Annotated in this window: 12 protein-coding genes; 4 read left to right on the top strand and 8 right to left on the bottom strand. The window is 49.8% G+C overall.

All coding sequences use genetic code 11. The annotated features are described in order from the left end of the window. Nucleotides 1–3: 3 nt before the first annotated feature. Genes T499_RS0111235 through T499_RS0111205 form a run of 7 tightly spaced genes read right to left on the bottom strand, consistent with a single transcriptional unit; the run spans nt 4 to nt 10,370 of the window. Nucleotides 4–3,246 (bottom strand): S41 family peptidase, encoded by a 3,243-nt coding sequence (locus T499_RS0111235; protein ID WP_033151039.1) that lies wholly within the window; start codon nt 3,244–3,246, stop codon nt 4–6. A 49-nt stretch (nt 3,247–3,295) separates the two neighbouring features. Next, entirely contained in the window at nt 3,296–4,270 is a 975-nt protein-coding gene (locus T499_RS0111230; RefSeq protein ID WP_033151038.1) for a pectinesterase family protein, read from the bottom strand. A 14-nt stretch (nt 4,271–4,284) separates the two neighbouring features. Next, complete coding sequence (locus T499_RS0111225) at nt 4,285–6,552, bottom strand: RelA/SpoT family protein (protein WP_033151037.1); 2,268 nt, start codon at nt 6,550–6,552, stop codon at nt 4,285–4,287. A 36-nt stretch (nt 6,553–6,588) separates the two neighbouring features. Then, complete coding sequence (locus T499_RS0111220; protein WP_033151036.1) at nt 6,589–7,971, bottom strand: lytic transglycosylase domain-containing protein; 1,383 nt, start codon at nt 7,969–7,971, stop codon at nt 6,589–6,591. A gap of 6 nt (nt 7,972–7,977) precedes the next feature. Beyond that, on the bottom strand, nt 7,978–8,661 hold the full coding sequence (locus tag T499_RS0111215; RefSeq protein WP_033151035.1) for a DUF5683 domain-containing protein: 684 nt from the start codon (nt 8,659–8,661) through the stop codon (nt 7,978–7,980). 9 nt (nt 8,662–8,670) lie between these two features. Next, nucleotides 8,671–9,600 carry a ParB/RepB/Spo0J family partition protein gene (locus T499_RS0111210; RefSeq protein ID WP_013063546.1) on the bottom strand — a complete coding sequence of 310 codons (930 nt, stop codon included), beginning with the start codon at nt 9,598–9,600 and terminating at the stop codon, nt 8,671–8,673. A 2-nt stretch (nt 9,601–9,602) separates the two neighbouring features. Then, complete coding sequence (locus tag T499_RS0111205; RefSeq protein WP_033151034.1) at nt 9,603–10,370, bottom strand: ParA family protein; 768 nt, start codon at nt 10,368–10,370, stop codon at nt 9,603–9,605. A gap of 122 nt (nt 10,371–10,492) precedes the next feature. On the opposite strand from T499_RS0111205, the gene surE reads away from it, so the two are divergent. The 4 genes from surE to T499_RS0111185 all read left to right on the top strand — a co-directional run bounded on the left by surE (nt 10,493) and on the right by T499_RS0111185 (nt 13,850). Continuing rightward, nucleotides 10,493–11,263, top strand: coding sequence for a 5'/3'-nucleotidase SurE (gene surE, locus T499_RS0111200; RefSeq protein WP_033151033.1), 771 nt, complete (start codon nt 10,493–10,495; stop codon nt 11,261–11,263). Between the two features lie 20 nt (nt 11,264–11,283). Next, the gene (gene lpxB / locus T499_RS0111195; protein WP_033151032.1) at nt 11,284–12,393 is read left to right on the top strand and encodes a lipid-A-disaccharide synthase; all 1,110 of its coding nucleotides are present in this window, start codon (nt 11,284–11,286) and stop codon (nt 12,391–12,393) included. A 37-nt stretch (nt 12,394–12,430) separates the two neighbouring features. Further along, entirely contained in the window at nt 12,431–13,132 is a 702-nt protein-coding gene (locus T499_RS0111190) for a nucleoside-specific channel-forming Tsx family protein (RefSeq protein ID WP_033151031.1), read from the top strand. 316 nt (nt 13,133–13,448) lie between these two features. Beyond that, nucleotides 13,449–13,850: a hypothetical protein gene (locus T499_RS0111185; protein WP_157054600.1), complete on the top strand. Its 402-nt coding sequence runs from the start codon at nt 13,449–13,451 to the stop codon at nt 13,848–13,850. Between the two features lie 61 nt (nt 13,851–13,911). Here the strand turns inward: T499_RS0111185 and T499_RS0111180 are convergent, their stop codons facing one another. Continuing rightward, the gene (locus T499_RS0111180; RefSeq protein ID WP_013065553.1) at nt 13,912–14,832 is read right to left on the bottom strand and encodes an ATP-binding protein; all 921 of its coding nucleotides are present in this window, start codon (nt 14,830–14,832) and stop codon (nt 13,912–13,914) included. Nucleotides 14,833–14,835: the final 3 nt, after the last annotated feature.

Raw genomic sequence — 14,835 nt, 5'->3', positions numbered from 1 at the left:
TGTTTATCGTTTGTGACCTCCGAAATCATTCTTGGTCTTTTCCTTGAAGGCGGCGCCTTCCTTGAGCATCTCCTGTACGGCACGCTCTAACTGACGGTCGTGACCATTGAGGTAATCCTCAGGGCTGTTGTAAACCTCGATGTCGGGGCGCAGTGGGGTGTTCTCACCATAGTCGCCACGTACATCGATACGACCTACCTGTGGAATACCGAATACCACACCGTTGATGAGTGTCTCCCACCAAACGCTGGTAGATGTTCCGGCTACAGGGGTACCAATCAGCTTACCAATCTTCATGTCCTGATACTGACGGGGGAATCCGCAGGCATTGCTGTAGTCGTCCTCGCAAAGTACCACGCACGAAGGCTTATTCCACTGGGCTGATGGCTCGATACCTAAGTACTTGCCATGGGCCATGAAGTGTGAGTGCTGACGACCGTTGAGCAGGTGGCACAGATCGTCGTGCAGGTAGCCACCACCATTATGGCGCTCATCTACAATCACGGCATCGCGCCCGCGGTTGGTCTCGTTCAGTATTTCCTCGTACAGCTTACGGAATTTATCGCCGTTCATCGACGAGATGTGTACATAAGCCAAACGGCCGTGTGACAGACTATCAACCAGTTTGCGGTTGCGCTCTACCCAACGATCGTAGAGGATATTGTTGTAAGCGGTGAGCGAGATGGCTTTGGTGTTAACGTTGCGACCATTGATGGTGAGACGTACCACCTTACCGGTCTTTCCAGCCAGCAGGGGATAGTAGTCGTCGCCTTTTCTGATTGGTGTGCCGTCGATGGCCTCGATAATATCACCAGCCTTTACACCGGTGTTACGTACGGCCAATGGCGAACCCTTTGGAATCTCGGCAATTTTCAGTCCGTCGCCTTTGTAGCTGTCGTCGAAGAACAAGCCTAATGAGGCAGTGCGGAACTCAACGGGATTCTGGTAACGGGCACCGGTATGCGAAGCATTCAGCTCACCTAACATCTCGGCCAGCATATCGCGGAAGTCGTACACGTTGTTGATGTATGGCAGGAACTTCTCGTAAATCTTTTTATAGCCAGCCCAATCCACGCCATGCAGATCGTCGCGGTAGAACTTATCATCAACCTGGCGCCAGATGTGCTCGAACAGATACTGACGCTCTTCAAACGGACGGTTGTTGAAGTCGGCTTCGAAATCAATAGCCTTACGGCTGCCTTTCGCGATGTCGATACGGCGCAGCGAACCCTTATTCATAAAGAATAGGTTTTTACCTTTCTTGTCGGTGCTCAGGCGTCCGTTGCCTACGCCACGAATCACCAGCTCGCTCTTATCCTCCAGCAGGTCGTACTTCCACAGGTCGTAGCCATCCTCATAGGCAGCCTGGTAGTACAGGGTGTCGCCCTTTGGTGTGAGGTAAGCATCGCCCAAGCGGGTAGAGTGGGCGGTAAGACGTACAATGCGGTCCTTGGCATTCTCCAGATCGAACTGCAAAGGCTCAACGGCAGGCTTCTTTTCAGTAGCTTTCTTATCCTTGCTGTCGGTTGCAGCAGTCTCTTTCTTAGCAGGCTTGTGAGCCTCGTCGTAGATGGCCTTCTCCTCCTTCGACATCTGGAAACGTTCGTAGGCATCGATATCAAAGAACATCAGGAAATAGTCGTTCTGCCATCCGTGTCCGCCGTGGTTCTTGAAGCCTCTGCGGTTGCTTGTGAACAGCATGGCCTTTCCACCGAGCACCCAGTGAGGGTTGAAGTCGATATAAGCGCTATTGGTGAGGTTGTAAGGCTTCTGTTTGCCCGAAGCATCGAGCAGGGCTATATCGTCGTGGTGGTAGCCGCCGTCGCCATAGTAAGTGGCCAGCAGCCAACGACTGTCGGGACTCCACTCAAAGTCGATGTCGCCATCAGAGTATGAGAAGAGGTCTGTGCCGTCCATCACAGTACGGATTTTCTTGGTGGCTAAATTGATGATACGGATGGTACCGCGATCCTCGAAGAAAGCCAGCTCCTTACCATCGGGACTATAGCGGGGATAGAACGAGGTGTGGTTGTGATTGGTGAGCTGCTCCTCGGTCAGGTCGGTAGCATAAGCAAACTGCTTCTCGTCCTTGTTCTTGATGGTTGTCTGGTAGATGTTCCAGCAGCCATTACGCTCAGAGGCATAGGCCAGCGAACGACCATCGGGTGAGAAACTCAGGTTGCGCTCCAGCTCTGGTGTATCGGTGATGCGACGGGTGGTCCTGTAGTCGGTAGAGGTTACATATACCTCGCCGTGAACGATGAATGCCACCTCTTTACCGCTGGGCGAAGCTACTACCTCGGTAGCACCCTTGGTGAGCACCTCGCGGATGAGTTCGCGGTCGGTCTTGTCGCTAACAATATTGATGTTTACACGCTGAGGCTGACTGCCCTGACGTACGGTGTAGATCTCGCCATCGTAGCCATAGCACAGGGTGCCGTTGTCAGCGGCAGTGAGGAAACGCACAGGGTTGGTCTTATGACGTGTAATCTGCTGGTTCTGCTTGCCATCCAGACTGCGGTACCAAACATTAAAGGTACCATCCTGCTCGCTCAGGTAGTAATAACCCTTACCATCGGCGGTCCACACAGGTGTGCGGTCTTCGCCGGCAAAGTCGGTAAGCTTGGTGTATTTACCTTTCGACAGCATCCAGATGTCGCGGCAGATTGCCGACTGGTGGTGCTTGCGATACATATCCTCGCTGCCCTTGATGTCGTGATACAGCACATCGCCCGTTTTGCGGTTGATGTTGATATCGGCCATCATCAGTCCGGAGAACAAGCGTGGACGACCGCCCTTTACGCTCACCTCGTAAACCTGAGGAAACTTCCCAAGGCTGGGGATGATGCTCTGGCGTGTGGGCATGTCGGCCATGCTGAACAGCACGTGGTCGTTGTCGGCAAACGTCAGTACGTTCTTAAAATGACTACTGGTGGTAATCTGCTGTGGCTGTCCGCCCTTGCTGGGCATCACCCATACATTGATGCCCCCCTCACGGTCGGAAGCAAAAGCAATCTTGCTGCCGTCGGGGCTCCAAACTGGGTTGTAGTCGTAAGCAGGGTTGGTGGTAAGCTGCTGGGCTGTACCACCTGTAACAGGCACTGTAAACAGATTGCCCTTGTACGAAAAAGCAATCGTCTGTCCGTCGGGCGAAATGGCGCAGAAACGCATCCAGAGAGGACGCTCCTGGGCGATGGCCACGAGTGACAGTGTAGTGGTTAAAACTGTAATTAGTAATTTCTTCATATATATACCTTATTATATTAGTGAATGGGTGTTGGGTGTTAGGTGTTGGTTATTTCCTAGGGCTCCAACCATCATTTTTGTTGAATACTGTTTGGGGTGTAATCTTAGCGGCCTCTTTCTTGGTGAGCTGGCGGCTCCAGGGCACACGCTGGCTGATGTTAGCACCGGCACCACGGTTGTTGTACTCTAAGTAGCGGGCGGTCTGCTCACGGTGCTTCTCCCAGTGATGCCAGCCCTCAGGACGGATGTGGCTGCCTAACTCGCAGTTCATAAAGAGCGTATAGCCATAGTCGCGCCAAGGGCGACCCAAATAAACCTGCGTAGCCTCAGGGGTAGCTATCAGACGGCAGTTGTTGAAGATGTAGCCGTAAGGCTGATCCTGTGGTGTTGAGGCTGCTGTGACGTATGAGTTGATACGACTCTCGATGGTGCAACCCTCGAACCAGGCTGTAGAGGGACCGAAGATAAAATCGGTGGTGCCGCAGATAAAACAGTCTTTGAAGTACAGGCGTGTGCCTGCCACTCCGGTGTAGACCGTATCCTGATGACCGATGAATCGGCAGCCTACAAATACCAGTCGGTCGCCCTCGGTATGCAGTGCCACTGCCTGACCCAAGCGGGCTGAGTTGTTCTCGATGGTGATATTCTTCAGCGTGATATCATTGCCCTCAATCTTCAGGGTGTATGTGCGGAACGTGCCCATGGGCTTGCCTGTCTCGGCACGGGCGATGTTGGCATGGTCGTCGTAGGTGATGATGGTTTTCTCGGCATCCTCACCGCAAATCTCGATGTTCTGCAACCACGAAGGGATAATCAGTTTTTCCTTGTAAGTGCCGTTCTTTACAAAAATCACCTTGTGGTAATCCATAAATGCACGGCACACCTCGATAGCTTCGTCGACGGTGCGGAACTGGCCCGTGCCATCGCGAGCAACCACAATGGTATCGGGGTTGTCGTATTTGCCAGCAGCTAAGCTGACTTGAGAAGAGGCCATGATGGCGAGTAATAGCAGTAGTTTTTTCATTTCTATAAAGTAGTTTACATAATTTCGGAAATCTCCTTGAGGTCGGGAATCTTCTTCAGGTTCTCCATGATGGCACGTACGTTGTCACGGTCGTGTACACGCATTTCGATGGTTCCCTCGAAGATACCTTCTTCGCAGGTGATAAGTATCTTGTGGATGTTCACATTCATTTCAGACGAGATAACCTGTGTCATCTCGCTTAACATACCCAGACGGTCGATACCGCTGATACGGATGGTAGCATCGAAGTAGAGCTTCTTGTGCATGGCCCACTTGATGTCGAGAATACGGTTGCCGTAGCTGGTCTTGAGCTTGGCAGCCACCGGACAGGCACGCTTGTGTATCTCAATCTGGTTCTTATTGTTGATATAGCCAAGAGCATCGTCGCCAGGGATGGGGTGACAGCAGCCCATGAACTTAAACTGGTTGTAGTTCTCCTCAGAGATATATACCGGTTTTTTGCGGTTGAACTTCTCGGGTACCACAAACAGTTCCTGACGGCTGTGCTCCTCCTTTTTCTTCTTGCCCACAAAAGGCACGAACTTACGCCAGCCAGAATTGTTGTCGGCCTCCTTGTTCTTGCCGTTCAGTTCATCAACATCCTTCTCGCCTAACAGCACAATCTTTTCGCCCAAGGCCTGGAAGAACTCAGAACGCTTGTTGTACTCATGATATTCGGCCAACTTGTCGGCCAGTGCTACGGTAGGTTCGAAACCATTCTTCTTCAGGAAGGCATTCAGAATCTCCTCGCCCTCGCGCTGTACTTCGCGGTTGTCGCGACGCAGAATGGCCTGTATCTTGGCTTTGGCCTTGGCGGTAGATACAAAATTGATCCATGCGGGGTTTACATGCTGCGACTTAGAGGTAAGAATCTCTACCTGGTCGCCACTCTGCAGTTTGTAACTCAGAGGTACCAGCTTGTGGTTCACCTTGGCACCGATACAATGACTACCTAAGAAAGTGTGGATAGAGAAGGCAAAGTCGAGTGCCGTACAGCCTGCAGGCAGGGTGCGGATTTCGCCCTTGGGGGTAAATACGAATATCTCGCTTGCAAAGAGGTTGAGTTTGATTGTGTCGAGGAAGTCCATGGCATCGGGTTGTGGGTCGTCCAATATCTCCTTGATGGTGCGCAACCACTCGTTCAACTCGTTCTCGTCCTCGGTGTATTCCTCGCCAACACCGTCTTTGTATTTCCAATGGGCAGCAAAGCCCTGCTCGGCTATCTCGTCCATACGGTCGGAGCGTATCTGCACTTCAATCCACTGACCGGTTTTCGACATCAGTGTAACGTGCAGGGCCTGATAACCGTTGGCCTTAGGCTGCGAGAGCCAGTCGCGCAGACGGTCGGGGTGCGACTTGTAGATTTTAGAGATAGCTACGTAGATCTTGAAGCACTCGTTCACCTCGTCGTCGCGGTTGTTAGGTGTAAAAATGATGCGCACGGCCAGGATATCATAGATCTCCTCGAAGCTCACGTGCTTGTTCTGCATCTTGTTCCATATAGAGTAAGGCGTTTTTACACGCTCCTTAATCTCGTATTTGATACCCATGCTATTGAGGGCGTCCTCGATGGGTGAAGTGAACTGTGAGAACAACTCGTCGCGGTCCTCACGGGTCAGTTTCAGTTTCGATTCTATCTTGGTATACTCGTCAGGATGCTCAAACTTAAAGCTCAGGTTCTCCAGTTCGCTCTTAATCTTGTTCAATCCCAGACGATTAGCCAAAGGCGCATAGATGTAAAGGGTCTCGCCGGCAATCTTGTACTGTTTGTTGGCAGGCTGACTCTCCAAGGTGCGCATATTGTGCAAACGGTCGCAGATCTTGATGATAATCACACGGATATCATCGCTCATGGTGAGAAGAAGTTTCTTGAAGTTCTCGGCCTGTGCCGAAGCCTGCTCGCCAAAGATGCCACCGCTGATCTTGGTCAGACCATCCACAATCTGTGCGATCTTGGCACCAAAGATATTCTCGATGTCCTCTACGGTATAGTCGGTATCTTCTACCACATCGTGCAACAGGGCTGCACAGATACTGGTTGAGCCTAAGCCCACCTCGCTGCAGGCAATCTGCGCAACGGCGATGGGGTGCATGATATATGGCTCGCCCGACAGGCGGCGAACACCCTTGTGGGCCTGACGTGCAAAGTTGAAGGCCTTTGTGATGAGGTCGACTTTCTTACGATGACGCGACGAGATATAATCGTTCAACAGTTGCTGAAACGCCTCATTGATCATCTGATCATCTTTTTCTTCTTGGGTTAATTGTTTTTCTTCTGCCATACCTCTTTTACTTCATTTATAAACGTCAAATCTGCTTTATCTTACTCGGAGCTTCTTACCAGCTCGGATATTATTGCCACGGAGACCGTTGAGTCTTTTCAGTTTTGCAACGGTAGTGCCATTACGACGGGCTATCTCGCCCAGTGTCTGACCAGAGCGGACGGTGACGCTGGAACCGCCACGGCGTGAATTGCGACTGGCGCGACTACTGCGACTGCGTCGGCTGCTCTTCTTGCTGCGGTAGGTGGGCTGATCGTCGTTAACCTCGGCTACGGCACGTTTGGTGAGCAACTCGTCGGCACGATAGCTGTAGATGCTATCCTGCAGGTCGATAAAGCGGATGGCATCTGCCATAGGCAGGCGGATGGCATGCTTCTTGTTGGCACCAGGCACAATGTCGCGACGATATTCGGGGTTTAACGAACGTATCATCTCGATATCCAGATCGAGCACGGCGGCCACCTGCTGCAGGTGCACATCGCGATCCACCACCACTGTATCAGTCTGCAGAGGCAGACGGGTGTTCATGGGGCAGATGTTATGCTCGCAATAATAATTCATGGCGTAGTTGGCTGCGATGAAAGCTGGCACATAACCACGTGTTTCAGCAGGCAGATAGGGATATAGCTGCCAGTAGTCCTTCTCGCCTCCGGCACGGTGGATGGCCTTGTTGATGTTGCCAGGACCACAGTTGTAAGCGGCAATCACCAGGTTCCAGTCGCCAAACACACGATACAGGTCGCGCAGATAGCGGGCTGCAGCATACGATGCCTTCACAGGATCGCGGCGCTCGTCAACCAGTGAGTTTACCTCCAGTCCGTACTGCTTACCAGTTGTAAGCATAAACTGCCACAAGCCAGTGGCACCTACACGTGATACGGCCTTGGGGTTCAGTGCACTCTCGATAACGGGCAGGTACTTCAGTTCCAAGGGTACCTGATATGCTTCGAGGGCCTCTTCGAAGATGGGGAGGTAGAAATTGGCTGCACCCAACATCAGACTGACCGAGTGGCGCAGGCGACCCATGTAACGGTCGATGAAGCGCTGTACGATATCGTTGTAGGCCATCTCCATGACAGTAGGCATACGGCGAAGTCGTTCAATATACTCCTCTGGTGTGTAGGTGGGGTTCTCATCCTTCATCTCGCAATCGCCCTTGCTCAGGTAAGTCTTGGTCATGTAGAGCTCGAGCAGACTGTCGAGGTTGAATGTCATGGCCTCGGGAAACTCGATGAGCTCCTCGTTGCCCTGCATGTCTCTTACCGAAATCTCATCCTCGATGGGGACGAACAGGCTGTCAACCTCTTCTTCTTCTTCCTCCTCTTCGGGATCGTCTAAAATAGTCTGTGCCGACAGCGGTGCGCTACTAAAGAGCAGTACCGCAAAACTTAAAATCTTTATATAACTCTTTACTATCATATTCCATTAAAATTTGATGTTACATTGCACACCAACGGCTCCGGCGTCGAGCGGATTACGTGATGTGTGGGTGTCCAGGATGGTGGGCTCGATGCTCAGACTCAGATCTTTACTGATATCGAACACCGACAGCTCGGCATCAACATAAGCATCGATGACTGAAAGGGCATAGACGCCTACCAGTACAAAGAAACTCATATCGCGCCAACGACGGTAGCGATCCTTACGCTGCTTGAAGAGTTTCTTGTATCGCTCTTCCTGTCCGTTGATGGTGGCGCCGTTGTGCAGGAACTGGTTGTAACTCTGCGTGCCAGGGTCGTTGTCCATAATGTCGATATAGGCCTGCGAGTAGTCCTTATACATGGTGTTATTCCAGTTCATTGCGTACAAACAGCCGATGAAACCGCCGTAAACCAATGGCAGTTTCCAGTATTTTCGGTTATAAATCTGTCCGCCGCCAGGTATTACCAGAGCCAGCCACAGCGCACGTTTGGGATCGGGGCGCCAGGTGCTCATGTCCTTGAGGGGTTTGGTGGGGATGCGGGCCGAATCAACCAGCACCGACACCTCGTTATTGATGGCTTGCGACAACGAGTCGTGCTCCAATACCATCTCCTTCTGGGCTCGGACCGTTCCGAAACCTGTGGCCAGCAGCATGCCTGTTATCAACAGCTTACATCTATTCTTCATGTTCTTGTTTTACTTCTTCTTCAGTTTGTCGAAGACATTCATGATATACTCCAGCTCATCCTCATTGGCAAAGGAAATGCTGATACGCCCCTTCGACTGGGCAGAGCAGGTCATCTGTACTTTTGTTTTGAACAGGTCCGACAAGCGGTCTCTCAGAATGCTGTACTCCAATGGCAGCTGGTTAGGAGCCACGGTCTTACGGGCATTCTGCAGGGTGTCGCCGTTCTTCACCATCTGTACCATCTCCTCAACCTTACGTACCGAGTAGCCGTTGCGGTGTACGTCCTTAAACAGTTTGAGCTGTGCCGATGGACTTTCGAGTGAGAGCAGTGCACGGGCATGTCCCATGTCGATGTCGCGGTTCTTCAGTGCCATCTGTATCTGTGCAGGCAACTTCAGCAGTCGCATATAGTTGGTGATCGATGTGCGGCTCTTACCCAGACGCTCCGACATGCGCTCCTGTGTCATACCTGTAGATTCCGATAATCGCTGGTAGGCCAGTGCAATCTCGATGGCATTCAAATCCTCGCGCTGAATATTCTCAACCAGTGCCATCTCCATGGTCAGCTTATCGTCGGTGGTCTTGATGTAAGCAGGTATAGCTTTAAGCCCTGCCAACTGCGATGCACGCCAACGGCGCTCACCGGCAATAATCTGATAGTGTCCTGAAGGCATCTCACGAACAGTGATAGGGGTGATGATGCCAATCTCACGGATACTGGCTGCCAGCTCGTTCAGTGCATTCTCATCGAACTCATGTCGTGGCTGGTCGGGGTTAGGTTCTATCAGCTCGATGGCTATCTCATTCAGGTTTGATGTACCTTGGGTGTTGATGTCGTTCGTGTTGATAAGTGCATCCAGCCCCATGCCTCTGCCGGTGCCGATATTGTCGAGTCCGCGACCCAGTACGTTGTGGTCGTATTTCTTTCTTACTGCCATAGTTATTTTTTGTTCTTAAAGATGATTTCCTGAGCCAGTGCCAGGTGGTTCTTTGCACCTGTCGAGTCGGCATCATAGAGGATTACGGGCAAACCATGACTTGGTGCCTCGCTTAATTTTACGTTACGCTGAATAACGGTTTTGAACACCAGCTCCTGGAAGTGGCGCTTTACCTCGTCGTAAATCTGGTTGGCCAGGCGCAGACGACTGTCGTACATCGTCAGCAGGAAACCTTCTATCTCCAGTGTTGGGTTCAATTTATTCTTGATGATCTTGATGGTGTTCAGCAGTTTGCTGATACCCTCCAGGGCAAAGTACTCGCACTGTACGGGGATAATCACCGAGTTGGCTGCAGTGAGCGAGTTAACGGTGATCAGGCCCAGTGATGGCGAACAGTCGATGAGGATAAAGTTGTATTCGTTACGAATAGGCTCAAGCATTTTCTTGATCACTTTCTCACGATCGTTCAGGTTCAGCATCTCAATCTCGGCACCAACCAGGTCGATATGGCTGGGTATGATATCCAGTCCGTCGATATCGGTGGTATAGATGGCGTCGCGCACATCGGCCTTGTTGATAATGCATTCGTATAGCGAGCATTCTACATCCTTGATGTCTACACCCAAGCCACTCGATGCGTTGGCCTGAGGGTCAGCGTCAACAACCAGCACTGTTTTTTCCAGTGTAGCCAGCGATGCTGCCAGGTTGATGGTAGTGGTGGTTTTGCCTACACCGCCTTTTTGGTTTGCTAAAGCAATAATCTTTCCCATTTGATTTTGACTTAATCTTGATAAAAATAAGAAATTTGGCCACAAAGTTACTAAAAAATTAAGAATTAATCGTTATGAATTAAGAGATTTTTGTAACTTTGCAGCCAAATTATTAATATTTTATGGAAATTAAACGACCTTTATTGCTCATTTCGAACGATGACGGCTATCAGGCAAAAGGTATTAATTGCTTGATAGATATGCTGAAGGATATAGCCGATATCATAGTTTGTGCACCCGATGATGCCCGCAGCGGCTACTCGTGTGCCTTCTCGGCTGGTATCCCTTTGCGCCTTAATCTGCAGCGAAAAGAGCAGGGGGTAGAGGTGTGGAGTTGTAATGGTACCCCCGTTGATTGTGTAAAGATGGCGCTGGCCAATATCTGCAAGCGTCAACCCGATATGGTGATTGGCGGTATTAATCATGGCGATAATGCTTCGGTAAATACCCATTACAGTGGTACGATGGGTGTTACCATCGAGGGCTGTCTCAAGTACATCCCCTCGGTAGCCTTCTCGCTTTGCGATCAGCATGCCGATGCCGACTTCGAGCCTCTCCGTCCTTATGTGCGTGAGATTACCCAGAGGGTGCTCAACGAAGGATTGCCCAAAGGCGTGTGCTTGAATGTTAACTTTCCATTGGTTCCGGTTTATCAGGGGGTTAAGGTTTGTCGCATGGCGTTTGGTACTTGGTATAACGAAACCGAGAAGCACCACCATTCACGTGGCTACGACTATTGGTGGATGATTGGTCATTATCGTAATGATGAGCCCGAAGCCGAGGATACCGATAATTGGGCACTGCATCATGGCTATATTGCCATTACACCTACCCAGATTGATGTCACCGCCTATCAGGCCATGGATCAGATTAGTAGTTGGTTTAATGTTTAATCTTTAATGTTTAACGTTAAATGAAGTACTATCTGATAGTTGGCGAGGCCTCGGGTGATTTGCATGCATCGCATTTGATGCGGGCGTTGAAAGATATTGACGCTGAGGCTGAGTTTCGTTTCTTTGGTGGCGACCTGATGACGGCCGTTGGTGGTACCCGAGTTCGCCATTATAAGGAGCTGGCTTATATGGGCTTTATTCCTGTGCTGCTGCACTTGCCTACCATACTTCGCCATATGAAGATGTGTAAGCAGGATGTGGTGGATTGGCACCCCGACTGTTTGATATTGGTAGATTATCCAGGTTTTAATCTCAAGATAGCCGAGTTTGTAAAAAATCATACAAATATACCTGTATATTATTATATCTCACCCAAAATCTGGGCTTGGAAAGAATATCGTATTAAGAATATCAAACGCGATGTCGACCAGCTCTTCTCTATCCTGCCTTTCGAGGTGGATTTCTTCGAGAAGAAGCATCATTACCCCATCCATTATGTAGGTAATCCCACGGCCGACGAGGTGAGAGCGTTCTTGCAGTCATCGCCGGTGGTAAACAAAGAACAGATTATAGCCCTGTTGGCAGGATCGCGTAAACAGGAGATTAAAGACAACCTGCCTGCTATGCTCCAGGCTGTAAAACCTTACGAAAACAATTACCAAATTGTGGTAGCTGGAGCGCCTGGCATCGAGCCTTCGTATTATCAGCAGTTTATGCAAGGCTCGCAGGCCGGTATCGTGTTCGGTCAGACCTATGCCTTGCTTGCAAAATCCCATGCAGCCTTGGTTACCAGTGGTACGGCTACGTTGGAGACCTGTTTGTTTGGTGTGCCACAGGTGGTATGCTATAAAATACCCCTGCCTGCTGTTTTAGGGTTCTTACGTCGCCATTTCTTAAAGGTAAAATATGTTTCGCTTGTAAACCTTGTTGCAGGTCGTGAAGTTGTAAAGGAGCTGCTCGAAGATTTCTCGGTAGCCAACATCCGTAGTGAACTCCAGAAGATTCTTTCCGGTCCCGATCGTGATCGTATGCTCCAGGGCTATCAGGAGGTAAAACAGGCTTTAGGCGACGAAAAAGCACCCGATAATGCGGCGCGGCTCATCGTGGATACGTTAAACATTAAACATTAAACATTAAAGATTAAACATTATACATTATATATTAATTATGAAAAAGTTTTTTTCTATTGCGTTGCTGGCTGTAGCAGCTATGAGCGCTAGTGCACAGAATGTGCAGTTGCATTATGATTTTGGTCGTAATTTCTACTCTGATGAAGAGGCTGGTCGTCAGAAGGTTACATTAACCCTCGAGCAGTTCAAGGCCGACCAGTGGGGTTCTTGGTTCTACTTTGTGGATATCGACTTCAGTCGTAAGTTCACCGAGGGAGCTTATGGTGAAATCTCTCGTGAGTTTAATATTGGTAAGAAAGGTTTTGCTGCCCACGTAGAGTATGATGGTGGTCTGAACCGTTTCGGTTCGTTCCAGCAGGCCGCATTGGTTGGTGCTGCGTGGAATGGTCATAATGCCGACTTCTCAAAGACCTATTCTGTACAGTTGATGTATAAGCGCTTCTTTAAGAGTTACGACAATACCAACGCCTATAATTCGGTACAGCTCACTGGTGTATGGGGCCTGAACTTCGCTAACAAGAAGGGTACCTTCTCTGGTTTCATTGATTTCTGGCGTGGCGAAAAGGCCGACGGTCACGGTCAGCTGGTTCTGCTTACCGAGCCGCAGCTCTGGTACAATGCCACCGAGCATTTCAGCATCGGTACCGAGGTAGAGGTTAGCAACAACTTCATTTATAACACCTATAACGATAAAAAGTTCTTCATTAACCCAACTTTGGCTGTTAAGTGGAACTTCTAATTTTTAATTTTATCTACCACTCTACCACCAATCGCTCGAAATACCTTTGTTTATGCAGGATTGCGAGGTGGTGGTAGAAAGATGGTAGATGGTAGATACGGTTTCTATTTTATATTTGTTTTCCCCGACAGAAAATGTTTCTTTCTGCCGGGGAAAACTCTGTTTTCTGCATTAGAAAATGGAATTTTCTGCTGCGAAAAACAAATATCTTCTTTCTTGTTGTGTGAAAATTTTGGCTTAAAATTTGGAAGTTTAGAATAATTTACCTATATTTGCCAACAAGAAGTACTACTATTAACCTAAGACAAGTTAGCCTATGACGAAGAATATGTTATACGTAATGGCGGCCGTGATGGCTGGTTTCGTGAGTTTAAGTATGTCCGCATGTAGTGTGGATTATGATGGCAACAACGAAAACGATGCAGATTTGATTGGAACGTGGGATGCCATCAGTCAGCAGTACTATGCTGATAACGAGGGTTACGGTAAGCCTGGTCCCGCAGGCGGCTATTGGGTAATCACAACCCGCACCATCACCGAGTATCAGCAGGTGAATGCTGTAGCCAGTACCACTGCCGGTTACACCTTTGATGGCAGACGATTGACTATCGACGGGCGTATCGCTTGCGAGGTGGTTACGTTAACCCAACGGCAGATGCTGCTACGTAAACAGGTACAACAAGGGAAGTATCAGGAAATAACTTTTAAAAGGCGATAAAAAATATGGGAGCTAACGGATAACCGGTTAGCTCCCTATTTCTTAATTATCTACGTTTGCGTTAGATGGGCAGTGAGAACACGAAACGTGAACCGCCGCGGTAATCGGTGTCGAGACGAATATCGCCACCTAAACGGCGGGCGATGCTACGTGCTACGGTGAGACCGATACCGTTACCCTCGAAGAAATCGTTGAGCTTTACGTATGGCTCGAAAATCTTCTCAGCGTAGTCGGAAAGAACGCCTGTGCCAGTATCTTCAACACAGAACTCGAGGTTTGAGCCTGCGACGTTGATAAGCAACAGGATCTCGCCCTGGGCGGTGAACTTCATCGCATTATCGAGCAGTGCTACCAGTGCGCGCACGGCATGCTTGCTGTTGGTGAACACCATGGTGGCCTGGGCTTCCTCTACCATCTGACACTTGAATTCGGCCTTCTGGTAGCTCTGGATGCCTGACTCCTGGATGGCCATAGCGGCGATATCCTGAGCCATCACGTTATCCTCGCATCGCAAGGGCTGCTCCATCTCGATGTCGATAACATTGAGAATCTGATTGGCTGTGAGAGCGATGTTACCAGCATTAGGATGGGTGTAGTCTAACTTCTGCTTGATGGCCTCGGCATACTGCTCAATCATGTTCTTCTTCTTGAGCATGGTTTCCTCAAGCTTCTGCTTGGCAGCCATAACCTCGTTCGACTGCTTCTCGATGGCCTCTTTTACCTTCAGCACTTTCTGCTTCTCCTCTTCCATCTTGTCGAAAGCCATCAGGGCCTCTTCGTAACCCTGACCAACGTTGTCGAAGTTCTGCTCGAGCGAACGGTAGTCCTTGAGCAACTTCTCCATCTCGTTGACGCGCTTCTGGTAGTCCTCAAGCAACTGCTTGCCTTCGGCCTCCTGCTCACGACTGTGCTTAATCTTCATCTGCAGAATAATGCAGACGATGAGGAGTATAATAACAAGTGAGACAACCAACCAGATCATATG

It is taken from the genome of Prevotella sp. RM4 (genome assembly GCF_000701965.1).
GTDB classification, from domain to species: Bacteria; Bacteroidota; Bacteroidia; order Bacteroidales; family Bacteroidaceae; genus Prevotella; species Prevotella ruminicola.
The sequence above is the reverse complement of the archived record's forward strand: the minus strand, read 5'-3'. Positions and strand labels throughout refer to the sequence as shown.

What these genes read in the sequence shown, in the direction of transcription:
- T499_RS0111190 (WP_033151031.1), top strand. Translation starts at nt 12,431, where the DNA reads ATGAAAAAGTTTTTTTCTATTGCGTTGCTGGCTGTAGCAGCTATGAGC.
- T499_RS0111180 (WP_013065553.1), bottom strand. Translation starts at nt 14,832, where the DNA reads ATGATCTGGTTGGTTGTCTCACTTGTTATTATACTCCTCATCGTCTGC.
- surE (WP_033151033.1), top strand. Translation starts at nt 10,493, where the DNA reads ATGGAAATTAAACGACCTTTATTGCTCATTTCGAACGATGACGGCTAT.
- T499_RS0111235 (WP_033151039.1), bottom strand. Translation starts at nt 3,246, where the DNA reads ATGAAGAAATTACTAATTACAGTTTTAACCACTACACTGTCACTCGTG.
- lpxB (WP_033151032.1), top strand. Translation starts at nt 11,284, where the DNA reads ATGAAGTACTATCTGATAGTTGGCGAGGCCTCGGGTGATTTGCATGCA.
- T499_RS0111220 (WP_033151036.1), bottom strand. Translation starts at nt 7,971, where the DNA reads ATGATAGTAAAGAGTTATATAAAGATTTTAAGTTTTGCGGTACTGCTC.
- T499_RS0111185 (WP_157054600.1), top strand. Translation starts at nt 13,449, where the DNA reads ATGACGAAGAATATGTTATACGTAATGGCGGCCGTGATGGCTGGTTTC.
- T499_RS0111225 (WP_033151037.1), bottom strand. Translation starts at nt 6,552, where the DNA reads ATGGCAGAAGAAAAACAATTAACCCAAGAAGAAAAAGATGATCAGATG.
- T499_RS0111230 (WP_033151038.1), bottom strand. Translation starts at nt 4,270, where the DNA reads ATGAAAAAACTACTGCTATTACTCGCCATCATGGCCTCTTCTCAAGTC.
- T499_RS0111205 (WP_033151034.1), bottom strand. Translation starts at nt 10,370, where the DNA reads ATGGGAAAGATTATTGCTTTAGCAAACCAAAAAGGCGGTGTAGGCAAA.
- T499_RS0111210 (WP_013063546.1), bottom strand. Translation starts at nt 9,600, where the DNA reads ATGGCAGTAAGAAAGAAATACGACCACAACGTACTGGGTCGCGGACTC.
- T499_RS0111215 (WP_033151035.1), bottom strand. Translation starts at nt 8,661, where the DNA reads ATGAAGAATAGATGTAAGCTGTTGATAACAGGCATGCTGCTGGCCACA.